Annotated in this window: 18 protein-coding genes and 2 tRNA genes; 6 read left to right on the top strand and 14 right to left on the bottom strand. The window is 57.0% G+C overall.

Features of this window, described 5'->3' with window-relative positions; all coding sequences use genetic code 11:
• Positions 1 to 20: 20 nt before the first annotated feature.
• The 4 genes from F3089_RS00440 to F3089_RS00425 form a co-directional block, all read right to left on the bottom strand.
• Entirely contained in the window at positions 21 to 317 is a 297-nt protein-coding gene (locus F3089_RS00440) for a hypothetical protein (protein ID WP_151438920.1), read from the bottom strand.
• Positions 318 to 548: 231 nt separating this feature from the next.
• A complete protein-coding gene (locus F3089_RS00435; protein WP_151438919.1) occupies positions 549 to 3,734 on the bottom strand; it encodes a type I restriction endonuclease subunit R in 3,186 nt (1,061 codons plus the stop codon).
• A gap of 72 nt (positions 3,735 to 3,806) precedes the next feature.
• The gene (locus tag F3089_RS00430; protein WP_192497228.1) at positions 3,807 to 5,183 is read right to left on the bottom strand and encodes a restriction endonuclease subunit S; all 1,377 of its coding nucleotides are present in this window, start codon (positions 5,181 to 5,183) and stop codon (positions 3,807 to 3,809) included.
• On the bottom strand, positions 5,180 to 7,156 hold the full coding sequence (locus tag F3089_RS00425; protein ID WP_151438917.1) for a type I restriction-modification system subunit M: 1,977 nt from the start codon (positions 7,154 to 7,156) through the stop codon (positions 5,180 to 5,182). Before F3089_RS00425 ends, F3089_RS00430 begins: the two co-directional genes overlap by 4 nt.
• Positions 7,157 to 7,507: 351 nt before the next feature.
• Between F3089_RS00425 and F3089_RS00420 the strand changes: the two genes are divergently transcribed.
• Positions 7,508 to 11,296 carry a hypothetical protein gene (locus F3089_RS00420; RefSeq protein ID WP_151438916.1) on the top strand — a complete coding sequence of 1,263 codons (3,789 nt, stop codon included), beginning with the start codon at positions 7,508 to 7,510 and terminating at the stop codon, positions 11,294 to 11,296.
• Positions 11,297 to 11,483: 187 nt separating this feature from the next.
• Here F3089_RS00420 and F3089_RS00415 read toward each other — a convergent pair whose 3' ends face one another.
• The 9 genes from F3089_RS00415 to F3089_RS00375 form a co-directional block, all read right to left on the bottom strand.
• Entirely contained in the window at positions 11,484 to 12,110 is a 627-nt protein-coding gene (locus tag F3089_RS00415) for a hypothetical protein (RefSeq protein ID WP_151438915.1), read from the bottom strand.
• A gap of 123 nt (positions 12,111 to 12,233) precedes the next feature.
• Positions 12,234 to 13,247 (bottom strand): nucleotidyl transferase AbiEii/AbiGii toxin family protein, encoded by a 1,014-nt coding sequence (locus F3089_RS00410; protein WP_151438914.1) that lies wholly within the window; start codon positions 13,245 to 13,247, stop codon positions 12,234 to 12,236.
• Positions 13,248 to 13,250: 3 nt separating this feature from the next.
• Positions 13,251 to 13,880 (bottom strand): DUF6088 family protein, encoded by a 630-nt coding sequence (locus tag F3089_RS00405; RefSeq protein ID WP_151438913.1) that lies wholly within the window; start codon positions 13,878 to 13,880, stop codon positions 13,251 to 13,253.
• Positions 13,881 to 14,064: 184 nt separating this feature from the next.
• Positions 14,065 to 14,784 carry an inovirus Gp2 family protein gene (locus F3089_RS00400; protein ID WP_151438912.1) on the bottom strand — a complete coding sequence of 240 codons (720 nt, stop codon included), beginning with the start codon at positions 14,782 to 14,784 and terminating at the stop codon, positions 14,065 to 14,067.
• Between the two features lie 446 nt (positions 14,785 to 15,230).
• Positions 15,231 to 16,466 (bottom strand): tyrosine-type recombinase/integrase, encoded by a 1,236-nt coding sequence (locus F3089_RS00395; protein WP_151438911.1) that lies wholly within the window; start codon positions 16,464 to 16,466, stop codon positions 15,231 to 15,233.
• A 178-nt stretch (positions 16,467 to 16,644) separates the two neighbouring features.
• A tRNA-Val gene (locus F3089_RS00390) sits at positions 16,645 to 16,721 on the bottom strand.
• Positions 16,722 to 16,727: 6 nt separating this feature from the next.
• Positions 16,728 to 16,804: transfer RNA gene (locus F3089_RS00385), tRNA-Asp, on the bottom strand.
• 89 nt (positions 16,805 to 16,893) lie between these two features.
• On the bottom strand, positions 16,894 to 17,151 hold the full coding sequence (locus F3089_RS00380) for a hypothetical protein (protein WP_151438910.1): 258 nt from the start codon (positions 17,149 to 17,151) through the stop codon (positions 16,894 to 16,896).
• 1 nt (position 17,152) lies between these two features.
• A complete protein-coding gene (locus F3089_RS00375) occupies positions 17,153 to 17,980 on the bottom strand; it encodes a hypothetical protein (protein ID WP_151438909.1) in 828 nt (275 codons plus the stop codon).
• 164 nt (positions 17,981 to 18,144) lie between these two features.
• On the opposite strand from F3089_RS00375, the gene purE reads away from it, so the two are divergent.
• From purE to F3089_RS00350, 5 genes are all read left to right on the top strand, one after another.
• On the top strand, positions 18,145 to 18,639 hold the full coding sequence (gene purE / locus F3089_RS00370; RefSeq protein WP_151438908.1) for a 5-(carboxyamino)imidazole ribonucleotide mutase: 495 nt from the start codon (positions 18,145 to 18,147) through the stop codon (positions 18,637 to 18,639).
• Positions 18,640 to 18,666: 27 nt separating this feature from the next.
• A complete protein-coding gene (locus F3089_RS00365) occupies positions 18,667 to 19,773 on the top strand; it encodes a 5-(carboxyamino)imidazole ribonucleotide synthase (RefSeq protein ID WP_151438907.1) in 1,107 nt (368 codons plus the stop codon).
• Between the two features lie 107 nt (positions 19,774 to 19,880).
• Positions 19,881 to 21,929 (top strand): putative bifunctional diguanylate cyclase/phosphodiesterase, encoded by a 2,049-nt coding sequence (locus tag F3089_RS00360; protein ID WP_151438906.1) that lies wholly within the window; start codon positions 19,881 to 19,883, stop codon positions 21,927 to 21,929.
• 167 nt (positions 21,930 to 22,096) lie between these two features.
• Positions 22,097 to 22,798: a hypothetical protein gene (locus F3089_RS00355; protein WP_151438905.1), complete on the top strand. Its 702-nt coding sequence runs from the start codon at positions 22,097 to 22,099 to the stop codon at positions 22,796 to 22,798.
• Positions 22,799 to 22,993: a S8/S53 family peptidase gene (locus F3089_RS00350; protein WP_151438904.1), complete on the top strand. Its 195-nt coding sequence runs from the start codon at positions 22,799 to 22,801 to the stop codon at positions 22,991 to 22,993.
• Between the two features lie 15 nt (positions 22,994 to 23,008).
• Here the strand turns inward: F3089_RS00350 and gspD are convergent, their stop codons facing one another.
• The gene (gspD, locus tag F3089_RS00345; protein ID WP_502707315.1) at positions 23,009 to 25,000 is read right to left on the bottom strand and encodes a type II secretion system secretin GspD; all 1,992 of its coding nucleotides are present in this window, start codon (positions 24,998 to 25,000) and stop codon (positions 23,009 to 23,011) included.
• Positions 25,001 to 25,040: the final 40 nt, after the last annotated feature.

Here is a 25,040-nt window from a genome sequence, read left to right as displayed (position 1 = left end):
CGCTGCTCAGCTGATTGAAGTCAAAACGGTATCCCATGCTGATCTTCAGTTGTCTCTGATTCGGTGGCCGGGTCAGGTTCGAAAATAGAGTCTTCCAGCGGCATAAGCTCCCACAGTTCATTCTGGTGCAACCAGATCGGATCAGCGTTCTCCTCAATGAACTGACCTACCGGTATGCCATCCACGGTTGGAGGCCGCTTTATTCTGACTTGCTTGCCGTTCATAAAGACCCACTGGTATTTCCTTTGTCGCTCGGCCTTCGCGGCTTTCTTCGCACGCTTTTGAGCCGGAGTAAGTTTTTTCGTAACCTTTGCCATATTTGAACTTATTGGTGGTAACAGGTAATGGATGGAATTCGGCGTTATCAATATCCCTGAATTCTAGATAACTCCACCGTCGCTAATACTTCAGAAACCCTAAAACCGCCGCATACATAAAATGTTAAAGCCAACCCCGTCCCTTTCTGTGTAATCGTTTGAATTCCTGCTTTTACACATTCAATACCACTGTATAAATCGCCCGGGTTTGCAGGTGAGAGGCAGCAGCCTTCACCTCCCCTGGCCGTCAACCGCACTCGGCCGCTGATGCTTATCCAGCAACAACCGCAGCACCAAATGCGCCAGCTTCACCTCATTCTCCGGCGTTTCCATTGCCCGTTCCGCCATGCTCTGGTGCTCGTTCATGTCATCCAGCACCAGATCCTGGAGCTTCTGCGGGAAGGAGCCGTGCATGATCTGGTTCGGGTCGTTGTTCAGCACCTGGTTCATCACCGACTCTTCGCGTTCCAGGCGGCCTGCAAGTCCCTCGGCGTAATGGAGCTGATCCCTCTCGCTGATGTCGCTGCCGAAAATCTCGTTGAGTGAGTCGATGATCTCGGAGAGACGCTTCGTCTCCGGGTCATGAGCCTTGCCGGAGCCCACGGAGCTGACCGGTGAAAGGTTGTACTCACCCTGTTCGTCGCCAAGCTCTAGGCGGTTCTCAGCCTGCTTGGTCAGCCGGTAATGGGTGAGCTCCAGTTCGGAGACATCAATGTCTTCTTCCAGCCTTTCAACGCGCAGGAGGCCGTGGAGGTTTTTGGCGAAGACGCAGAGTTGCTCCAGGTCCCGGTCGTTATAGAACACGATCTGAGAGAGGAATTCGTAGGCGCGCACAAAGCTCTGAAGGTCCTTGCGGAAGGTATCGAGGGCGTCGCGTTGCTCGCCGGCCTGTTTGAGGTCGTGCTCGGCGCGTTTCTGGGCTCTCTCATCACCCTTTCGCTCTGCTTCCCGGGCCTGTTTTCGGGCTTCCTGCATCTGCTTCTGGGCGTCGTCGTAGCGGGCCTTGAAGCGATCCTTCGCGGGTCGGCAGGCATTATCGAGGCGGGCTGACTTGGCCTTGGGGTCGAAGAACGCTGTAGCGAATGCCTCCACCTCGGTCCAAGTGTAGATATCGGACTCGTTGAGCTTGTCGAACAGGTCGTAGACCACCTGGGCGTCGGATACGTTGGCCAGCTCGGTCTGCTGGTAATAGGGCTCGAAGGCTTCCTGGATGTCCGAGGCGTCGTTGACGAAATCCAGAATGAAGGTCTCCTTACCCGGGAAGACGCGGTTCAGTCGGGACAGGGTCTGCACGCACTCCACGCCCTGCAGCTTCTTGTCCACGTACATCGCGCAGAGCTTGGGCTGGTCAAAGCCGGTCTGGAACTTGTTGGCCACCAGCATCACGTTGTAATCGTCCGTGTCGAACGCCTCGGCGTGGTCGCGGCCGTGCAGATCCGGGTTAAGCAGCTTGCTGGTCTCGGTCACCGGCTCCGGGATCACCTCATCGGCAGCCACCTCACCGGAGAACGCCACCAGCGGGAAAACATCCCGGTAGCCGTGCTCTTGAACGTATTTGCGCATCGCCAGCATGTAGCGCACCGCTTCCTGGCGGCTGGCGGTCACCACCATGGCCTTGGCCTGGCCGTCGAGCAGGTGGCGCACGTTGGCGCGGAAGTGCTCAACGATGACTTCCACCTTCTGGTTGATGTTGTAGGGGTGCAGGCGCACCCAGCGCGCCAGTGTGGCCGAGGCCTTGCGGGACTCCACTTCCTCTTCATCCCCGTGGGGATGCGCCAGCTTCCAGGCGACGTTGTAGGTCACGTAGTTTTTCAGCACATCCAGGATGAAGCCTTCCTCGATGGCCTGGCGCATGGAGTACAGGTGGAACGGCTCCGGGAGGTTGTCTTCGCTGGCCGGTTCGTTGCGATTGGGTCGGCGTCCGAACAGCTCCAGGGTCTTCGCCTTGGGCGTGGCGGTGAAGGCGTAATAGCTCAATTGCGTGGGTGGCTTGCGTGAGGACACCGCCGCATCCAGCAGCTCTTCGGCGCTGACCTCGCCTTCGTCGTCATCATCGCCACCGCCCAACAGTGCCTTCAGTTTGGTGGCCGAGGTGCCGGTCTGGGAGGAGTGGGCCTCGTCGGCGATGACCGCATAGCGGCCCTGGGCGAGCGCTTTATCCTTCTCCAGGGCATCGTACAGCGCCGGGAAGGTCTGGATGGTGACCACGATGATGCGCGTGCCCTTACGCAGCGCGTCGGCCAGTTGCTCGGACTTACTCTGGGTGGTTTTCTCATCCCGGGTGATGGCCCGGACCATGCCCTCGGTACGCTCGAACTGGCGGATGGTGTTCTGGAGTTGGCTGTCGAGCACCGTTCGGTCGGTAATGACGATGACCGAGTTGAACAGCTTGGCGTCGTTGTCGTCGTAGAGCCCGGCGAGCTGGTGCGCCGTCCAGGCAATGGAGTTGGACTTGCCGGAGCCGGCGCTGTGCTGGATCAGGTAGCGCTCGCCGGCGCCCTCTTGGCGTGTCGTCTCGATGAGCCGATTAACCACTTCCCACTGGTGATAGCGCGGGAAGATGAGCGCCTCCTTTTTCTGGATGTTGCCGTGGAAGTCTTCTTCTTCCTTCTGCTCCAGATGCAGGAAGCGCTGCAGGATCCGCAGCCAGGCATCCGGGGCGAAGACGTCGTTCCAGAGATAGCCGGTGGCGTATTCGTTGGGATCGGCCGGCGTCGGGTTGCCCGCCGCGCCTTCCGGGGTGCCCTTGTCGAAGGGCAGGAAGCCCGTGTCCTTGCCGGCCAGGCGGGTCGTCATCGCTACCCGGTCCTGGCTGACGGCGAAGTGCACCAGCGCCCCAGTCTTGAACGCAAGCAGCGGTTCCACCTGCTTGTTGGTGGGCGCCTTCAGCGGCCGGTCGTGCTGGTACTGCCGCTTGGCCCGCTCCACAGATTGTTTGAACTCGCTCTTGAGCTCCAGCGTAGCCGTGGGGATACCGTTGACGAACAGCACCAGATCCAGCCGGGGGTTGTAGTTCTCCCCGGCATGGGGCGAGTAGGACACCTCCGGCACCACCCGCAGCCGGTTGGCGTGGTAGCGCTGCTCGGACTCCGGGTTCATGCCGTGGTCGGGCTTGAAGGCGCAGGCTTCGATGTAGTGGCCGGGCAGGCGCACGGGATTGCGCAGGACGAAGAGCGTGCCTTTCTTGCGCCGCTCCCGGTCTACTGCCACGCACAGCTGGCGTTCCGGATCCCCGGGGTAGGCCTTGGCGAACTTCTGCCAGCGATCCGGGTAGGCCTCCTTGAAGAAATCCACCAGATCCTCGGTGTAGAGCGCCAGCTCCCGGTCATAGCCGTCCGCCGTGCCGGTCTGCCACCCTTGGGCGGTCATCTCACTGATGATGTCGGTCTGGAACTGGTGCTCTCGTTCGTCGGCCATGACGTTACGCTTCGCCTTGTTTTATCGAATTGCTCCCACTGTAGACCATAAGCCGTATTCCTTGAATCGGGCTCAGGCTGGCGCTTCTTCGCTGGCAGTGGATTGTGGAAAGGTTTCAGAAACCGGCGGTTCCCATTCGCGGACATCGATCTTGCCGGTGACGGCAGCGGAAATCAGGGCCGAGCGGCGCTCTTCAAGCAAATCAACAGTCTTAAGCGCAGTAGTTATTAGTTCCTCAAAATCGTAAGTCCTGCGATCTATAAATGAGGAAATTCTCTCTTGCTCGTCTCTTGGTGGACATGGAAACTTTTCAGGAGCTATATGTTTGTTGTTGATTTGAGGCACTGTAGAAACATCGGCTAGATCACTAATATCACGGCACTTTAAAGAATATGCCATGTAATCCAGGCAAACATCCGGACTTACCTTCCACCCCATGAGATTGGGATCTAGTAATGCCTTGGTCCGTACAACATTTACTTTATTAATAAAAATCGCGGCACCCCTTTTAGGAAACGCCACGAAATTGGAATGTGGCCGATAGATATTCTCTCGTTCGGGTTCCGCGTACCACTCCCATTCCCTAACTTCTATCGAATCTTTAGAAAGTGAGGCAACTTTTAGAACAGGAACATTTCCATCGGAAACAATCTCATTGTCAGCTATAGGCTCAGAGCCAAAGAATCTTCCTAGATAAGTTGCTTTGCACGTAGTCCAATGCTCCGGTACCTTTCCAAGCCACTCCACCCCGGAATCCTTCATCGCCACATCCGGATCCAGCCCCTTGGTCACGGCATGGGAAATCACCGCCTGGCGCTTTTCCTTGAGCAGCTCGATCAGGCGTTGCTGTTCGGCGATCAGGGCGTCGATGCGGGCGGTTTGGTAGTCGAGGAAACGGGCGATTTGGGTTTGTTCCACTTCGGGCGGCGTTGGAAGGCGAACAGTCCCAAGGAACGTTCTACTAACCCTCTGTCTCGTTCCCCCTCGGGCAACGGCATCCATGAACTGCAGATATTGATCACAAGAAAGCGCATAGACTAGGAAATTGGCGACGGCCCGGTCGTTGGGTTTCAGAATACAAACATCGACAGAGGTTATGGCCTTTACGCCAAAGTCTGGAGCCTTACAGGCTCGACCCACTGGCTCAGCTAGCCGACATATCAAAATATCGTCAGGCTTTACTTCAGTACATTTCAACTGAATAAAGGTTTCTTCACTGATATACCGGAACCCTTTCTCTTTATATTCCCCAATACCTATATTTCCGGTTTGTATTAGACGCACCCCCTCGTCAGTTACAAACGGGGATTCAATCCAGTCACCATCAATAAAAGCAAGTGGAGTGTGCTCTGCAAAGCCTCGGAGCGGGGATACTTTCCAGTGGGAAGGAATAGCGCCTATCCACTCTACTCCTGAATCTCGATACTCCGAATAACTCGGATAGCTCATACCGCCATCTCCTCGATCATCCGCTTGATCGTATCCGTGCATTCCTTGAGGTCCGCGTCGATTTCCTCCAGCGGCCTGGGCGGCTCGAATACATAGAAGTGGCGGTTGAACGGGATCTCATAGCCGACGATGCCGACTTCGCCGTCCTTGTCGTCCGTCTTGGACTCATCGATCCAGGCGTCCGGCACATGGGGCAGGACCTCGCGCTCGAAGTAGTCGTAGACGGACTCGCCGAGCGGGACGTTTTCGTTATCCCGCAGGTCCGGGTCGGCTTCGAGGTTGCCTTTTTTGTCCCGGCAGTAGTCAGCTTCCGGGTCGTGCTCGCCCAGTGCTTTCCAGATGTTCTTGAGCTGGGCGGTGCCGGGGTAGAAGGTGGCCTTGGTGCATTCGCCCTTCAGCGCTTCCAGGAAGGCTTCGCGGTTGCGATAGAGGGTGTCGCCCAGGCTTTCGCAGGCGCTGATCAGGTTGGCCTGGTCCGTCTCGGAGAGCTTTTCGAAGAACTTCTCGCCCTTCATACGCTCAATGCGCTCCGGTGAGGCCTGGAAGTTGAGCTGCAGCGGGCGCTCTACGGTGATGCGCCGGTAGCCGAAGGCCTGGGTCGGGAAGATCTTGCTCTCGTCCGTCTCCTCGAACCGGCCGTACTGGCGCACGATCTCGTCCTGCTCGGATTCCGGGATGTAGTTGCGCTTGCTGCCCAACGATTTGCGCATCTTGGCGCAGCGATCCGCCGCGTTGATGAGCTGGACCTTGTTGCGCCGCTGCTTGGGCTTGTCGTTGGAAAGCACCCAGACGTAGGTGTTGATGCCGGTGTTGAAGAACGAGTCCGACGGCAGCGCGACAATGGCCTCCACCAGGTCGTGCTCCAGCATGTAGCGCCGGATCTCGGATTCACCACTGCCGGCGCCACCGGTAAACAGTGGCGAGCCGTTCAGGATGATGCCGATGCGAGAGCCGCCCTTGTCGGCCGGGCGCATCTTGGCGACCAGGTGCATGAGAAACAGCAGCGAGCCGTCCGAGACCCGTGGCAGGCCGGGGCCAAAGCGCCCTTCATAGCCGCGCTCCTTGTGTTCCTTCTGGACCTTGTCCTGCACCTTCTTCCAGTCCACACCGAAGGGCGGATTGCTGAGCATGACGTCGAACGAATTGCCGCGCAGCTGATCGTCCGAGAGGGTGTTGCCCAGCCTGATGTTCTCGACCTTCTCGCCCTTGATGAGCATGTCGCCCACACAGATGGCGTAGGACTCGGGGTTGAGCTCCTGGCCACTGACGGAGACATCCACCTGCTCGCTGATGGACTTCACGTAGGATTCCGCCTCCGACAGGAAGCCGCCGGTTCCGCAGGTCGGGTCGTAGATGGTCAGGATCTTGCCCGGCTGGAGGTGGTCTTCCTCACCGGTCATCACCAGGGAAGTGGCCAGGTGCACGATGTCGCGGGGGGTGAAGTGTTCCCCTGCCGTTTCGTTGGAACTCTCCGCGAACTTGCGGATCAGCTCCTCGAACACACTGCCCATGCCGAAGTTGGAGATGCGCTTCGGGCTCAGATCCACGGCCGCGAATTCCTGCACCACCTGATACAGCAGGTTGCTGCTCTCCAGCTGCTGGACGAAGTCCTCGAAGTTGAAGTGTTCGAAGATGGCCCGGGCCTGCGCGCTGAACGAGTGCACGTAGCTCATCAGGTCCTCGCCGGTCTGCGTGTCTGACAGGGACGCGAGGCTCAGTGGGGAGCTGTTGTAGAAGGGCTGGTCCGCGGCGCGGTGCAGCAGGCGGTCTCGGGCGGTTTCAGATTTATCCGCGTGCTGTTTGGCGGCATCCAGCACCGCGTCTTTCGTCGGCTCCAGCACGCATTCCATCCGGCGCAATAGGGTGAACGGCAGGATGACGCGGCCGTACTGGGACTGCTTGAGATCGCCGCGCAGCAGATCGGCGATGGACCAGATAAAGGACGCAATCTCGGAGTGGTTTTCCGTGTTCATTCGGGCTCCGTGCAAAGGGGCGTTGGATCGGTGCGATTGACGCGATTCTGAGCGGCGCCTGCGACAGGTGGTGTCGGAGGCATAGAGGCCGTTTGGGGATAAGGGTGCAGTGAAAGCATAGGAGCGTCAATTTTAGATGTATTGAGTAAGGCATGACTGACCTACCCGCTCTAGCCTGCTTCTGGCTTAGTAATGTCCCTTTATGACCCTCCTCCATAACTTCGCATAGATCCAATGGGAATCCCCGGGATGACAAGTCTCTGGTGAGACATCATTATTCCGGTTTCCAGCTTGAGTGACATTGGAACCGGATTTAAGGTAAAAATCACCTGATATCTTTTAGGGGCCACCATGGATTGGATTACAGCGACAGACCTCGATCGTTGGGCAGATGAGCGCATTTCTGAGCAGCTGCTACCGCAAGTACTACGTCTTCTCATTTATGCATCTACCGAGAGGATAGCAGAGCTAGAAATGCCATCTGGCGACAGCGTCAATACTGGTGGCTGGGACGGAGTCATTGAGACCATTGGGGGAACTGAGCATATTCCCGCTGGTAAGTCAGTATGGGAGTTCGGCACCAGCAAAAGTAAAAAACAGAAGGCCGATGCTGATTATGACAAACGGACAATGCAGCCAGGTAATGTCACACCTGCAGATACAACGTTTGTATTCGTAACACCACGCCGATGGCCGGTTGGTAAGAAAAAATGGCGTGATACAAGGCGATCAGAAGGGACTTGGAAAGATGTTATTGTTTTAGATGCCGATGATTTGGAGTGCATGCTTGAGCAAGCGCCCGCAGTTGCTCTTTGGGTTGCGGAGCGCATGGGCAAAATTACTGGTTCCTTTCAATCATTGCAGGAATACTGGATCGAATGGGCTGACGAAACTGACCCCCCTGTTTCGGAAAGACTTGTGCTATCCGGCCGAGAAGAGACTGCCAGTGAATTTATCAAATGGACCAACGAAAATCCGTCAAAGCGTGTTGTACGAGCGCACACCCCTGACGAAGCAATCGCTTTTTTCGCTGCAGCGTTAAATACAAACTTAGACTCCTCAGGGAGAGTTGCCCTAGCACGTTCAGTCATTGCTAAAGATGAGGCTGCTTTCCAAGCACTGAAAAGATGGAATACCCCTTTGGTCATCATAGTGGGCTCCGAAGAGATTCAAAGCCCAGCCTCCCCTGTTAGCGGAGGACATCACGTCTTTGTTCCATGCGGCTATACAGCTGGGCGGCGTGATGAAATGATCACCTTATTTCGGCCGACCCGTCACGCGTTTTCAGAATCACTTCAGGAGTTAGGCTTCAAAGAAACGGAAGCGGAATCGATAGCCATACATACTGGTTGTACCTTATCGGCTTTTCGTAGAGAGCGGGGGGCTCTCGGCTCTCCTGATTGGGTTACCCCTGAAAAAGTGCGCCTCGTTGTTCCTGCCTTCTTAGCAGGCGCTTGGGTTGATAGTAGCCGGAGTGTAATAGAGGACAACAATTTAGGGGATAGAGAAGCTCTCGCTGCGCTGTCTGGGAAGAATTACAACGATTTTCGTTCCGAGCTAACAGCTCTTACTAATGAAGTAGACCCGCCAGTGGTTCGCGTCAAAGGATATTGGCGTATAACTGCCCCCGTAGATGCTCTGCATTTTATAGCGCCTTACTTAAATGATGAGCACCTTACAACTCTTCAAGCGACGGCGTTTGAATTACTCAGTCAGCGAGACCCTGCCCTGGACCTCCCTCCAGATGAACGCTATATGGCTCCTGTCAAAGGGAAGGTTTTTGAACATTCAGAAGTATTAAGGGAAGGCGTTCTTGGCACGCTCGCTTTGCTGACCAACTATACTGCAAAGTTGGAAGACATCCATACGACTATCCATCCAAGTGACATTGGTTATCGCCTCGTTAAGGACCTCTTATCCCGTGAGTCCGGCGAACGTTGGCTTTCCCTCTCTGGCAACTTAGATGATTTGGCAGAAGTATCACCAAAGGCATTTCTCTCTGCTCTTGAAGAATCATTAACGCAGGAGAAACCTCCGGTAATAGCCTTGTTCGATGAAGAGGGCGATGCATTTACCAGTGGTTGTCGTCATGCAAATCTTTTGTGGGGGTTGGAAGCATTGGCTTGGGAGCCAACTCTTTTACCCCGCGTTTCCCTCGCACTCGCAGCATTAGCTAGGCACGACCCCGGAGGTACTTTTTCGAATCGGCCAGCCAAGAGTTTACGAGACATTTTCTTGCCTTGGCACCCTGCTACATTTGCGCCGTTGAACCAACGATTGGAGGTGCTGGATAGAGTCATTGACTGGTATCCAGATGTAGGATGGAATCTGCTTACAAGCTTGGCACCCAAGCTTCATGACATTACGTCTGGAACTCGTAATCCGCACTGGCTTCCTGTTTCCGGTACCCCCCAGACTCCGGAAACGACATCGGATTTATACTGGGAAACTAAACCGGTTTTGGACCGTATCGAAGAGCATGTAGGGTGCCGTAGAGAGAGGTGGGTAGACATATTTAAATGCCAGCTCCAAGCTTTCCCTCCTGAGTATCGGTTTAGGCTTTTTCGAACACTTAAAAACCAGATAAAAGAAAAACTTTTGGATGGTAGTCTTGAAGTAATTCGCAATCAAGTCAGAAGCTATCATTACTTTTTAAGTCTTCAGGACACTACAGATCAAGAGGAAGAGGACCTGTTACTCCAGATTGAGAATCTTTCAAGTCCCTCTGACCCGACAGAACGCCACCGGTGGTTATTCGACAACCATTGGGTAGACATACCAGGTACTCGACGCTCTGAAGTAGAGGCTGCTCTCGAGTACCGCTTAACTGCACTTGAGGAGATCGTTTCATCCGAGGGACTGAGCGGGATTCTTGTTCTTGCAGAAAAAGCTGGCGATCCTACTGAAGTTGCGGTTATTGCGGCTCGGAGGAATGACGTAGAATCTCTCGACGCGTTGATAAAAAAGCACAGTGGAAATAGTCAGGTGACAACAGCCGCTTTCCAGCAATTTATAAAGGCTTACACTTTTCAACGCCACAAAGCCCTTGGCTGGGATTGGACAACCGAGATCTTAACCTGTGCCATGTCTGAGTCATGGCGATCAGAACTAATTTTGTCAATCTTATTGGCACTCCCTGTAACATCAGACACTTGGGAGAAACTAGAACAACTATGGCCTTCGCTTTCTGATGAGTACTGGAGGCAAGCCAATATATGGGTTATTGATCAAAAAAATGACTCTGATTATGAGACAGTTATTGAAAAGGCTCTCGATGTTGGCAGGTCTGAAGACGTAATCGAAAGAATCGGAATTCCCCAATCAGCAAAGTTCTTGTCGACACAGGTCATTTGTCGGGCTCTTAGGGAATTGGCAACTCCTGAGAACCGTCATCAAAGATCAGGGCGAAGCCTCGGTCACCCAGTTAAAGAACTTTTCAAGGTGTTGGATCAGCGTGACGATATTTCAGATTCGGAGATTGCCGCCCTAGAAGTGCCGTTCTGCAGAGTTTTCAATCACTCAGACCGTTCGGAAATGGCTTTCCATCGTTTAATTGCTAGATCTCCCTCTGATTTCACCACCCTGATCAGATGGCTCTACAAACCTGAGGATGAGCAAGAGGACACAGAGGCTTCAACGGAAAAGCATCGAAATGCTGCTCAATTATCATGGGTTGTCCTGTGGAATTGGCGGCTTATTCCCGGCTTAAAGCCTAATGGCTGGGTCGATGAAGAGGAATTGGAGATATGGGTCCAGGAAGCACGAGAGATGTGCCAAGCAGTTGATTGCTTGGATCAAGCAGATTTCCGGATCGGAGGAGTGATGGCTCATGCCCCGGCCGACGAGAACGGAGTTTGGCCCTGTTTCGCTGTTCGCAACATAATCCAGAGTATTCCTAACGACAGATTGATGAGCGGTTTACATAGTGGTTTAATCAATAGCCGTGGTGTTACCTCAAGGAGCCTTTTTGAGGGAGGCCAACAGGAACGAGAATTGGCCGCTACTTATAGGTCTTGGGCTGATGCGCAACGAGCCCGTTGGCCAGCCGCAGCAACAATACTCGAGGAAGTGGCGGAAACGTTTGAACGGGAGGCTGGAAACCTTGATGACGAAGTGGGTCTCCATAGGCTCAGATATTGATTTGGTAGTTCGGGAAAAGCTCGCATGTCCAACCGTCGATATTTCCAACACCGAACAATCACTCACAACACCTACCACTCACCATGGCTGATTACCTTATGGCTGCTTAAGATCAACCCACAGTGCATCGGAAACGCGTGTCTGTGATGTTTGGCTTTTAACTGAGTGGATAGAGTAAGATCCGCAATTAAGCCTTTTCATCCTTTATGTTGCTACAACTACTCGGATCATTGACTACCTCCCGGTATGCCTCCCATGGAATATCTCTCATGATGAAATCAATTTCAGAGGCACACTGCTCAGCCCGTTCTATTATGGTTTTCCTAAGACTCTCTTCCTGGATGTTTTCCATACCCTCATAAAGGTCCCAATAACCTTGAAGTGCTTTCAGTACTTTGCCCTTATTACCTAGGCAGTTCGCAAATGCGATAGAAAATTGATCATCCAGCTTTTCAATTAGGGTAATTTTAGCATCTGGCGCTTCCAGTCCTACTTCAGAACTTGCTTGAGGTGTGCTTTCAACCAAATACTTAGAAACCTTCTTGAACTCCTCGGGATTAGCATCTGAATAAGAGATCAAATGTTTCATCAATGTCCTGAGTTCCTGGAGATCCCAAGCTATGGCGACCAAAGCGGCGCCAGCCGAACGCTCGTCTGCCTGTTTTTTGCGCCACACTTCAAGCGCATGCATAACAAAGGGTGAGGTCAGTGCAACGAGCACCGCGAGGAAAGTACCTAGTGCCTGCCACTCGGGGACGGAAAGGCCAAGGAATGGATCCGGTGCGGATACGATTGGTTTAACATTATCAAGCATCAAGCCATTCCTCTCGATTACGACCTTCGCATTTATGGCCCATACCCCGGCCTACCAAGATCTCAGATAGATCCTGAGTCACAGACAGTAAGGTTAATTTTTTGACACTTGTTTGAGGCAGAATCAAAGAGAGTTAACTTTCTTCTCGATCAGTCCCAACTGATTTATCAATTCATCGAAGGTATAAGGCAAACCGCCAGGAAACATATCCTCCATTTTGGACCAGTCTTCTCTGAACTGCTCTTTGACCTCTCCGCTTGGAAGGATCGTGAATGTCCCTGGTACCGCGTGGTCCCAATTGGCAGAACTACGGCGGAAATACCACTTTTTGTGCTCGACTACCGTGGCGAGCAGATCTCGGTTATCAATGTACTGGGGAAACTCGTTGTTGATCGAAACCAGGTCGTACAGGTGGCGGGACTGGCGTTCACTCATCTTCTCTTGAGCGCGATTGTTGATCTCGTGAACAGCTGTCAGCTTTTCGAAGAATGTCCTATCGCATCCAAGAACCTCTACCTCGCACTGATCATCGCTGATTCCAAGCGCACTCAGGGCCATCGGGGAGATTGTATGCCGTGCGTGAGGTTCAAAGCCGGCGCGCCCGCCACATTCAACCAGTACACGCGGTTTGATATATCCCGAAAAATTCTCTTGTGTCGCAATGGTTTGCGGATAAAGCACCTCCATGTCCATACCGTCATTGATGACCTCCACTGAGAAGTCCGGGTGAAACCGCTTAAGTTGCTCCTCCAACGCGGGCTGCAGGTTGGATCGAACGGTCTCCCGGGCACTGTCGTTGAGTTTGTCCAGGTACTTTTTGAATTGGGATTTCGAGGCACCCTTCGGCTCTGGGTGGCCCAGAAAGTCACGATGTAACGACAGATCGATGTCTTCAGACATGCGCGTTATGCACTCAAACACCTTGCTCAGAGTCGTTCCACCTTTGAACAAAAATGGTGTCGGTACGTCTGCGTTCTGATAGCGGGGCCTGAGCTCTTCAAAAAGCACCCTCAGCACCAGCGTTACGTGGTAATCCTTCTCCAGGACGTAGCTGGGCCATCCTGTTGCCTCTTGTGCGGCCTCAAAAAGCGCTCTCCTATCACGTTCGTTGACCCTGAAAAGGTACGGAGTCTCCATGGTCTAACCTTCCACGTATTCGCGAGCCCATGCCAGAGGGCCATTCAGTGTTGAGCGCAGCTTTTTCCGAGCCTGAGGCGTTAAAGCGCTGACAGCCTTTTCTATGGGCTTGCGGCAACTTTGAGCCTGCTCACGTCCCAGATACTGAAGTGCCACTCTGATGGTGGCTGCCTGATGCTTCTCATGGTTGTTCAAGCCACTCAGCTGTGTTGCCGCATTAGCCAGACTCTTGCTGTACCGGAACTCTACCTTGTGCTTTCCAACGGTGATCGAGTCAACGCGTCGCGTCGTCACATAGCTTGCCCGTAACGCCATCTGCGTCGAGGCGCCAATGGCGTTGGCCGCCGCCGCACCGGCCGGCACTGCGAGCATGTCCTTGTGACGCTCGATTGCGCGAACGATATCCTCGGTACTGGCGGAGATCCGTCCATAAGGAGTCTCTCTGGGCCTAACCCAGTAGCCTCTTTTGATCTGGATCACCCGCTTGTTTCCGGAAAGCCGGCTTAGAGCCTTGGATACGTTGCCTGAAGGGAGGCTGGTGGACTTCACCACCTGCTCATTGGTAAAGACAGCTCCGTGCGGTCGGTGCTTGATGTAGTCGCTTACCCTTTCAAGGGTGGAGGTCTGTGTCATTTCTACAATTTCCTGTCACATTGCTGCCTTAGGGGGCGTCTCTGTCGTTTCACTGTACCGTATTTTTAGAGCACTCACTAGCGCTACGCGATCTCAGAGGCCAGGACAACTCCCATCACGGAGCTGCCCTGGCCAGAACCGGCATCGACAGGAAGACCCCCGAGCGCCTGCATGTTCGACTCAATCAGTCCAAACAACTCCCCCATCTGGAGCTGGAGCCGGGTCTACGCGACCTGGAGCACCCAAATGCGTGGATATTGTCGTGATAGACCTTGGTGGGCGCCTTGGCAAGGTAGCTGAGGCGTCTGAATAAGTCGGCCCTGTCCTCCCCTTCTGAGTTTCGGTTGATGTAATAAGTTTCGTTGCCGGGAAAGTGCACGAGCCCCTGTACTTGACTGACATGGAGGCCCAGAGCTGACGCCCACGCTGAATGGATCCGATGCCACATGTTCTCTTGATCTGAATGAGACCATCCCAGCCTGGAATAGGCATCCTGGTTCACCATAAACGCACAGTGCCAATGAGGAGCGGTTTCATGGGAGTCGTATTCCCTGGACCACACACAGAACACACCGGTGTCATGTACCAACACGTTCCGTTTGCGGGCACTTGATCTATTGGCTTGGATTTTAGCCTTGAGGGACTTCCAGAACCGCGTCATGGGACTGTTATCGGTTTCCCCCAAGGGATACCCCGTTGGCAACTTCAAAACGAACAAAAACGCTGTGATGCGCGGATAGTGCCAAAGCGCCTCATCGACAGTGTCCAGGATGCCATCCAGGTACTGCACGATCAGTGGTCGCTCTTGATTTGCCAGAACCGGCAGTCCTCGATACTGCGGTTCGTAACTAAGCATGAGATTTGGATTCTGCAAATTCTGCGTGATCTGTTGCGCTGATTGCATGATGTTCTCCTCAAGCACTAAGCATCAGACACAGTTCTCCATAGAGTTCTTGATCAATAACGGATGGCTACCTACTCATTATTGATCTATGTCTCTGATAGAGGCTGCTTACTGATACTGTTTTCTATGACGTGTATATAACTACTACCGAAATGGCCGCCCACGAGAATTCCGGGAACAGTGCTCCACGGCCCCGTGCTTTCCGGTCAAATCGTTTAAATAGTTACTCGCATAAAATATGGGGTGCGAGAGGTAAGAATTTGCTCCCAGTAGCTCAACTGGAGCCTGGGTCGCCATTCGAAAGGATTCGAGCGCGTCGGAAGCTACTCCTCTCAACCAGCGGCTTCCGCCAGCACATCTGCGGGAATGCCTTGATCGCCACAAATGGCCTTTCATCAAGATCACGGTCGCGGCTGCAAATGAACAACACCCGCTTTCTCAGCTGTTCACGCCCGACCCCGGCCAATCGCCGTCACGTTGTTGTGCGGGTCTCGCAGCGTGTCCAGGTAATCCGCCCATGCCTGCATCATGCGGGCGCGTTCGTCGAGCCACTGAGTGCGGTTGTAAGCCCTTCCGTGGGTATCCGCCACTCGATGCCCTAGCTGCATCTCGACAAGCTCCACAGCGAAGCCCAGGCGCTCCACCAGCATGGTACGGGCGACGGCGCGGAAACCGTGGGCCGTCTGCTGATCCTTCATACCCAGATTGCGCAGCGCAGCTCCCATGGCGTTATCACTCATAGGTCGGGCGGCACTCCGCGCACCGGGAAATACAAACCGACTCCGGTGTCGACTCAAAGGCTCGATACGCTGCAAAGCTGAAAGGGCTTGATCCGACAGCGGCACCACCAGAGGATCACCGTTTTTCGTTATCGCCAGTTCAATGCGCCGTGCCTTGAGGTCCACCTGACTCCATTCCAGCGCCCGGATATTGCCGGGGCGTAGTAGTAGAATCGGCAGCAGTTCCAGAGCGATTACTGTTTCCGGAGCACCCCTGTATCCGTCGATAGCCTTCAGCACCGGCGCCAGTTCATCGGGGGTAGTCTGAGCAGCGAAATGTTTTTGCCGGATTGGTGCGAGGGCCCCTTTGAGATCCGCCGTCACGTCACGGGCGGCCACACCCCGGGCAATGCCGTAGCGCAGCACCTGGCCGACAAGGGTTTTCACTCGGTGAGCGGAATCGACATGGCCCTGGCGTTCGATACGTCGCAGCACGTCCAACACCTCGGGGGCCTGGATCTCGCTGATCGGACGTACCCCCAGGTAGGGGTATGCGAGACGTTCGAGGCGACGCTTGTTCTTCTCGTAGGTGGTGGCACCCACCGTCTCGGCATGCACTTTCACCAGCCATTCATCAGCGAGTGCCTGAAAACTATTGTCCAGTTTCTCGCGCTGACTCTGCTGGCGTTCACGCCGGGCTTGCACGGGATCTATCCCCTGGCTCACCTGCTGGCGGGCGTGATCCCGTTCATCGCGTGCCTGCTTTAGCGACACCTGGGGGTACACGCCAATGGACAACAGGCGCTCTCTACCCCCAATCCGGTACTTCATCCGCCAATAGCGACCGCTTTGCTGGATGTGCAGATAGAGCCCGCCGCCGTCGAACAGCTTGACGCTGCCGTGGGTCTCGTAGGATGCCTTTTTGAGCGTGGAGTCAACCAGCCGGTTCAGTTGTCGCGCCATTCGTGGAGCCCTCGGGGAAGCAGATACCCCCGCCTATCGGGGTATACCCCCAAACATACCCCAATCCTGCTTTAGTGCCAAACAGGTCCAATGGGTTCCAAAGGGTACTTCAAATGGGCGTAACTCGGGTTTTTCAGGGGAAGATATGGAGTGTTTCGGAATTACTTGGAAGGGATAATGGTGGGTGGTGCTGGGATCGAACCAGCGACCCTCGGCTTGTAAGGCCGATGCTCTCCCTAACTGAGCTAACCACCCAAAAGATGGCGGAGCGGACGGGACTCGAACCCGCGACCTCCGGCGTGACAGGCCGGCATTCTAACCATCTGAACTACCGCTCCGAAACCGCTCTGCAGGGCTTTCCCTGCCGAACGAGATGCGCATTTTAAGCATTTCACTGGAGCTGTCAAACCCCTTTCCGCGATTTTTTTCAGGAATCCCCGGAATCACGGCCGTCACCGCCCTCGATCACTTCCAGCGAGGGGCCACGTTGCCGACGTTCATTCATCAGCGCTTCCACGTGCTCCCGGCGGGATCTGGGCACAGCCCGCCTTGCGAGGGCACGATTGAGCGCGTCCAGACGGCGGGTTACCAGACCGGTGAGCGAGTCCAGCTGTTCGCTCTGCCAAACTCCCCAGCGATCCAGCCGGCGACGCAGATGGTCTCCGGCATTCTGTTTACGTGGCATCTCAGGAGCCTCCTGCACTCTGGCGATCCGCCAGCCGATCCACGCGCTCCTGCAGCCGCACAAAGCGCTGGGTCAGCTGGGCACGCGAACTGTCGATCGAATCCACCACGGACTCCAGTTCCGTCAGCTGCTCCTTCAGGGCACTGACCTCGCCGCTTCCGGAAACTTTCTCTTCCAGTCCGGCCACGCTGCTTTCCAGCCCATCCAGTCGGGCCCGCAGTTCCTCCAGCGCCAACCTGCGGCCCTGTTGCAGCGACTGAATACGGTTGTCCAGGTCATCACGTACGCCCTGAACCTGCTCTTCCACAGAGGCACGCAGCTCCCCGGCATCCGGCATGCCCTCGATGGACCCCGCCAGCTCATCAAGCCGACCCGCCTGGCTCTGCTGCCCGGCCCCCAGCTCCTCCACACGGGATTCGAGCGTGTCTGTCTGTTCCTCCAGCTTCTCAATGCGGGGCCGGTTGGTCTGGTGAGCCACGACCCAGAGCTTGCGCATTTCGTCGTCAAGCATCTCGAGCTGCTCGGAGATGGCCTGACCGGTCTCCTCGCGCTCCTCATCCACCACCCCGAGCTCCATCTGGTTGGTCCGGACATCGCTTTTCACCGTTGCCAGCCGGCTCTCAAGAGCGGCGATCCGCTGCGCCTGTTCCCATGCCAGCCAGCCCCCAGCACCTGCGCAGACCACAACGAGCACGAGCAGCAGCCATAACGGGCGCATTCCGGGAGGCCCGGAACCACCACCGGCCTCCCCGGATCTGCCGCCTTTTCCGGAAGCGCCTCCATTTCCACGCTCAGCCAGTTGATCCTCGTCCGGTCTCAGTGACTCCATGCTGCTCTCCCAGCGTCTACAGGTGCTGCCTTTGATCGGGTTCAAGGCATGGTACCCCCGGTACGGCACTGCGCAAAGCCCGGGCACTGGTTAGCATTTGCACTGCCCCGCCTGCGGGCATAGAATATCGCGCTTTCCCGCTGGACAGTGATGTGGAGTCACCCATGGCGCAACAGGCTCAGGTCGGACTCATCATGGGCTCAAAATCGGACTGGCCGACCATGGAACACGCGGCCACCGTAATGGACGAACTTGGCGTTGCCTATGAACGCCGTGTCGTGTCAGCCCACCGCACCCCGGACCTGCTCAGTGACTACGCCCGCGAGGCACGCGACCGGGGCCTGCAGGTGATCATCGCCGGAGCTGGCGGCGCGGCGCACCTGCCCGGCATGGTCGCGGCCCACACCACCCTCCCGGTGCTGGGTGTTCCCGTTGAGTCACGTGCGCTGAGCGGCCTGGACTCCCTGTACTCCATTGTGCAGATGCCTGGCGGTGTACCCGTGGGCACCCTCGCCATCGGCAAGGCTGGGGCCCGCAATGCCGGACTCATGGCCGCACAGATCCTGTCCCTCTCCGATGCGGGCGTGGCGCAGGCACTTCAGGCCTTCCGCGAGAAGCAGACGCAGGATGTGCTCAACAGCCCCGATCCGGCGGACTGAACCAAGACGAACACGGCAGGAGGCACGATGAGAATCGGCATTCTCGGCGCGGGCCAGCTTGGCCGCATGCTGACACTGGATGGCATGCGCCTGGGGCATGAATTCAGCCTCTATGACCCGGCGGGCAAAGCCTCTGCGGGCGTCGGCACCATCTACAACGACCCCGACGGCCAACACCTCGGAACCTTTCTCAACGAAACAGACGTGGTGACCTACGAATTCGAGCACCTGCCGCTCGAGCTGGTGAACCGCATCGCCACGGAAAAGCCCGTCCATCCAGTTCCCAGGGCCCTGCAGTGCTGCCAGAACCGCACCCTTGAGAAGGCCCTCTTCCGGGATCTGGGCATCAGCACAGCACCTTTCGAGGTAGTGGCGTCAGCGGAGGAACTGCAGGCGGCAACACAGCGCCTGGGTGGCCGTGTTGTGGCCAAGTCCGCCACCGAGGGGTACGACGGCAAGGGACAGGCGGTGCTCGATAGCCCGGAACAGGCTCCGCAGGCCTGGCCCCGCATCGGCTGTGACACGGCCATTGCCGAATCCTTTGTTGCCTTCAGGCGGGAGCTGTCCATTGTGGCTGCTCGCGGCCAGGACGGCGAAATGGCCTTCTATCCACTGGCCGAGAATATCCACCACCAGGGCATCCTGCGCTTCTCCATTGCACCGGCACCGCACGTCACCCCGGAGCTGGAGGACCAGGCCCAGCGCATGATCCGCACACTGATGAACGAGTTGGGCTATGTGGGCGTGCTGGCGCTGGAAATGTTTGAAACGGAGGAAGGCCTGGTTGCCAACGAGATGGCCCCTCGCGTGCACAACTCCGGTCACTGGAGCCAGAACGGCGCAGTTACCAGCCAGTTCGAGAACCACATCCGTGCCGTCTCGGGGCTGCCCCTGGGCGAAACGGCAGCCTTACAGCCCACCTGCATGATCAACCTGATCGGCGAAACAGGACCGGTGGCGGAGATCCTCAGGCTGCCCTACACCCACCTGCACCTCTATGGAAAAGCCGGGCGGTCAGGGCGTAAGGTGGGCCACATCAACATCCTTGCGGATTCCCTGGAAGAGCTGCGCTGGCGCGCCATGAACACCGCAAGCCTGCTGCCGGAATGCCCGGAGTTCGACTGGCGACCCTGATGGGTGGCCTGCTCCCTGCGCTGATTTTCAGCTTTTCACACAGACCTGCTACGCTTGTCCAGAGCCGGGGTTTCCCGGAGGGAGTGACAAGGAATCCGGACTGATCCATGAGGACACTTTTCCAGCCCGAACGCCGTCTCGGCTACCGTATCCTGCGCTGGGTACTGATCACGGCGTTCACTGTCGGCCTGATGATCGGCAGCATCCAGATCTTCATCGATTTCCGCACCGTTTCCCACGAGCTCGATGAGCGCGCCCAGCAGACGCTCGCCCTGGTGCGGGAGGCAGCGACCCAGGCCGTCTACAGCATCGATGAGGACCTTGCGGAACAGGTGATTGACGGGCTGTTCGAACAGCAGTCCATCCGTGGCGGCGAGATCGTCCATCCCGATGGCATGCCCCTGGCCCGCGCTGACCGCTCGCTCACGGACAGCCCCTATCGCTCCCTCACCGACGTGATCTTCGGGCAGCAGCGCACCTACAGGGTGGACCTGATGCGCACGCAGGGGGGCGAAAGGGTCAAATACGGCGAGCTGATCATCGAGGTGGACACCGCCCCCCAGGCCACGCTCTGGCTCGAGCGCGCCTCGCTCATCCTGCTTTCCGGTATCGCGCGTGCGCTGATCCTCGGCCTGGTGCTCTACGTCGTCTACCATCTTCTGGTCACACGACCGCTGTTCCGCATCGCCGAGGATCTGTCGAATGTGGATCCAGCCGACCCCGGGCGGCACCTTCTCCAGACCCCCAAGGGCCACGACCGCGATGAGCTCGATACCTGGGTCAAGGACACCAACGAGCTCCTGACCGCCATTTCGGAGACCCAGCAGAAACACCAGGATGCCCAGGACCGCATCACCCGCCTGTCACGCTATGACTCGCTTACGGGGCTCCCCAACCGGGATATGTTCCTGAGCCTGCTCAACGGTGCCCTGGAAAACGCACGCCGCCAGCGCGGCATGGTGGCGATCTTCTGCCTCGGACTGGACGATTTCAAGACACTCAACGAGCAGTACGGCTTCTCCAGCGGTGACCAGCTGCTGCAGGTGATCGCTGAAAGGATCACGAACAACAGCCAGGACAACCTGGTCAACGGAGGGCGATTCGGTGCGGACCAGTTCGCGGTCATCCAGGGCGGCATCCGGGAGACCTACCAGGCAGCCGCCATGGCCGAGTGGCTGCTGCACGAGCTCAGTCGCCCGGTCACTGTCAGCGGCAAGGAAATCAGCATCACCGCCACCATCGGTGTCGCGGTCTATCCGGACGACGCGCTGCAGTCAGACCGCCTCCTCCAGAAAGCCGAACAGTCCATGACCCTCGCAAAATCCGAGGGCCGCAACCGGTTCCAGTTCTATGTAGCCAGCGTTGATCAGGCCATACGCGAGCGCAAACACCTGGAACGGGATCTGGATATGGCCCTGGCCCAGCGTCAGTTCCATCTGGTGTACCAGCCCCAGGTGGATATGGACACCCACCGCGTTCTGGGCGCCGAAGCCCTGCTGCGCTGGCAACACCCCGAGCGGGGTTTCATTCCGCCGGATGAGTTCATCCCGCTGGCGGAACTCAACCTCTCCATCATCGAGATCGGCTACTGGGTGCTGGATGAGGCCTGCCGTCAGGCCCGGGAATGGATGGATCGGGGTCTGGCCCTGCGGATGTCCGTCAATCTCTCGCCCGTGCAGCTGCGCCAGGACAACATCGTGGACGTGATTCTCGGTGTCCTGCGCCAGCACGACCTGCCTCCCTCCCGCCTGGAACTGGAGGTCACAGAAACCAGTTTCATGCAGAACCTCGATGATGCCATCGGCAAGCTCTCGCGTCTCAGGGACGAAGGCATCCGCGTGGCAGTGGACGACTTCGGCACCGGCTATTCCTCGCTGACCTACCTCAAGCGGCTGCCGGTACACCACCTGAAAATCGACAAACAGTTCATCCGGGATCTCCTCGCCAATGAGGAGGATACCCAGATCGCCAACACCATCATTGATCTTGGCCGGAGTCTCAGCCTGGATGTGATCGCCGAGGGCGTGGAGACCGAGGAACAGAGCGTCTACCTGGTGAACCGCGGCTGCGTCATGGCCCAGGGCTACTACTTCAGCAAGCCGGTGGATGTGGAGCAGTTCCAGGCCTTCATCGATACATTCGAAACGAGGCCGTAACACCAGAGCCGCACCTGAAACCACCTGTTACAACCGGTTGCACTCAGGGGTGATCCACCCCGGTTGCGTTACACCGGTGTAACCCCGGCCAAACAGTCGGTTACCCCTGCCTTAACGCTCTCTGAGTATTGTCATCGCTGAACTCATAATGAGAACGGCGTCACAAAATGCTCAGAGCTCCAACCGCTTTCCTCCGCCTGACCGCAACCCCCCTCAAGCACATCACACTGGCTGCCTCACTCCTGCTGGCCGGGTGTATCGGCGGCGGTTCCTCCAGCGGCGACGCCAGTGATACCGGCTCAACAGCCGCCTGTGGCAAGACCGAGACGCGTAACCTGCTGGTGAACGAGAACACCACCTACCGGGACAACCTGTCACTGTGTTTCTCGGCGGAAGAAGCCAGCCTGGAAGCTGACGGCCAGCTGAGTGAACTGCACTGGGAGGGCAACACCCTGGCATTCCGGAGCAGCCATGTGGACCGCCTGAGGCGCACTCAGGTCCGTATTCTGGACCCTCACGGATCCACGCAGCTGCGGATCAATGTGGTCGTGGAGAACCGGTCCGGGCGCGCCGACGAAATCCGGGCTGACCACCTCGTCGATGAAAGCGCCTCCATTCTGGCCTTGAGCGAGGATCGGCAGGCCTACGCCTACATGCTGGAAGTTGCCTACCTCGAAGGCCAGATCGACTGGTCGGAGCAACAGTCGATGCTGGCGGATTGGACACCGGAGACCGCATCCGCCCATGACACACTGGCCGAAAAGATCAAAAAGGTTGAGCGCGTTCTCGAGGATTACCGCAATGGTACAGCTTCGGCCATCTCTACAACGTGGCCCGCGCCATACGGTGGGCGGCTGGTGAGGATGTAGGTGCGGGTCCAGGGACCGGAAGACGGCCACCGCTGGATGAGCGAGACCTCGTTCTCAGCCCCCATTGTCAGTGGCATCCTCGGTCTCATTGCCCAGGATATCCCGGAACTTGAAAAGGATACCCTGCTGGACCTCCTGCCGGGCGCAGGCATACTCAACGCAGCCCGCCTGCAGGCGCCCGCCCGCTGCCGCTGATGGCGACAGCGGTTTTCATTCAACCGGCGGCAGCGGGTTGCCCTCGAACATTTCCTCCATCTCGGGCCGCTCAGGCTGTTCGCCTTCCGTCTTTTCCCCGTTCATGCCCAGGTTCACTTCCCACAGGCGCTTGAACTGGGTACGCGCCACCTCATCAGCCTCGCCCTCCTCACGGAGGATGGTGGGCCTGAGGAACACAATCAGGTTGCGCTTCTGGCGGGTTTTGGTCTCACTGCGGAACAGGGCCCCAAGCAGTGGAATATCCCCCAGCAGCGGCACCTTGCTCTGGGAAACCCGGTAGTCCTCGTTGATCAGACCACCCAGAACGATGGTCTCCTCATCATCAGCCAGCACCGTGGTCTTGATCTCACGCTTTTCGGTGATCAGGTCAGCAGCGCTTTCCAGTGACTGGCCGATATCCTCGGTGGTCTGCTCCACCGCCAGCTTCACCACATCATCCGCACTGATGCTGGGTTTGACGTTAAGGGTCAGACCAATGTCCTTGCGCTCAATGGTGGTGAAGGGATTGGTGAGCCCATCGCCGGTGCTGGTGGACTGGCCAGTACGGAAAGGCACGTTCTGCCCCACGATGATCTCGGATTCCTCGTTATCCAGGGTGATGATCGAGGGCGTGGACAGCAGATTGGCCTTGCTGGAAGTGGACAGGGCCTGGATCAGCACCCCCCAGGTGAGGCCATTCGAGTCACGTTCCCCGGCGCCAATGGTAAGGCCGGAACCCAGGCCAAGGCTCGAGCCATTCTCGCCACTACCGATCGAGCCACCGAGAATCTGGGCCAGGACCGTATTGAGGCTCACCCCCACATTCTCGAAGTTGGTACCGGCCACGGGCGCGGTCGAATCGCCGGATTCATCCCCGGTTGCCCACTGGACGCCAAGATCCTGGCCAGCCTCATTGCTGATCTCAACGATGGCGGCCTCGATCAGCACCTGGGCACGGCGTACGTCCAGCTGGTCAACGATGAACTCGATCTCACTCATCATCTGCGGTTCGGCGCGCACCACAAGCGCATTGAGCCCCTTATCCGCATAGACGGACACATCGCTCTCACCGCTACTACCCTGGTTACCCCCGTCGCCTTCGGTGATATCGCCCATGAGCCCGCTCAGCATCTCGCTGAGCTTGGTGGCATCCGCATGGCTGAGCCGGATGACCTTGGTGGTGCCGCGGCTGGTGCTGGGCGTGTCCAGTTTCTCCACCAGCTCCCGCACCTTCTCACGGAAGGCACTGGTGCCACGCAGAATGAGGCGGTTGCTGCGTTCGTCAGCAACCACGCTGGCGGAACGGTCGTCGTCACTGCCGCCACGGCCACTGAGCTGATCCGGGCCGAGTTCCTCCAGAAGCTCCACCATGTCACCGACATAGGCCTCTTCCAGCTGAACCACTTCCACCTCGGAATCCGTGGGCTTGTCGAGATCGTCAATCAGGCGCTGCATGCGCTGGATATTGGCCTTGTGGTCACTGATGATTAGCGCGTTGGCGGCGGATACCCCGGCCAGATGCCCGTAACTGGCCACCATGGGCCTGAGGATGGGCACCAGCTGCATGGCGCTGACGTTCTCCACATGGATGACACGGGTCATCAGCTGCTCGGAAGGCACATCCATGAAGCGGGTGATGTCCTCGGCCGTCTGCTTGGCGTCACTCTGCTGGATCACCTTGATCGCATCCTCACCGGGAATGGCGGTGAACCCGTGCACATGCAGTACCGAGAGGAAGAGGTCATACACCTCATTCTTGTTCATCGGGGTTTCCGAGACCACGGTCACCTTGCCCTTGACGCGCGGATCAACCACGAAGCTGTAACCGGTAATGTCCGAGACCTGGTCCACCAGGGCGCGGATATCGGCATCCTTGAGGTTGACCGTCCAGGTTTCGGAGTTCCCGGCTTCAGTCACCTCCTGGTTCCCGGCCCCGTTATCGTCCTGGGCCATGAGAGGCATGGAAGCCAGCAGTGCCAGCGCAAACGCGAGAAACAGTCGTTGCATGCGGATCATCGGATAACCAGTGCCCGTTGTTGTTGTCTGG

It is taken from the genome of Halospina sp. K52047b, assembly GCF_008709855.1.
GTDB classification, from domain to species: domain Bacteria; phylum Pseudomonadota; class Gammaproteobacteria; order Pseudomonadales; family Oleiphilaceae; genus Halospina; species Halospina utahensis_B.
The sequence above is the reverse complement of the archived record's forward strand: the minus strand, read 5'-3'. Positions and strand labels throughout refer to the sequence as shown.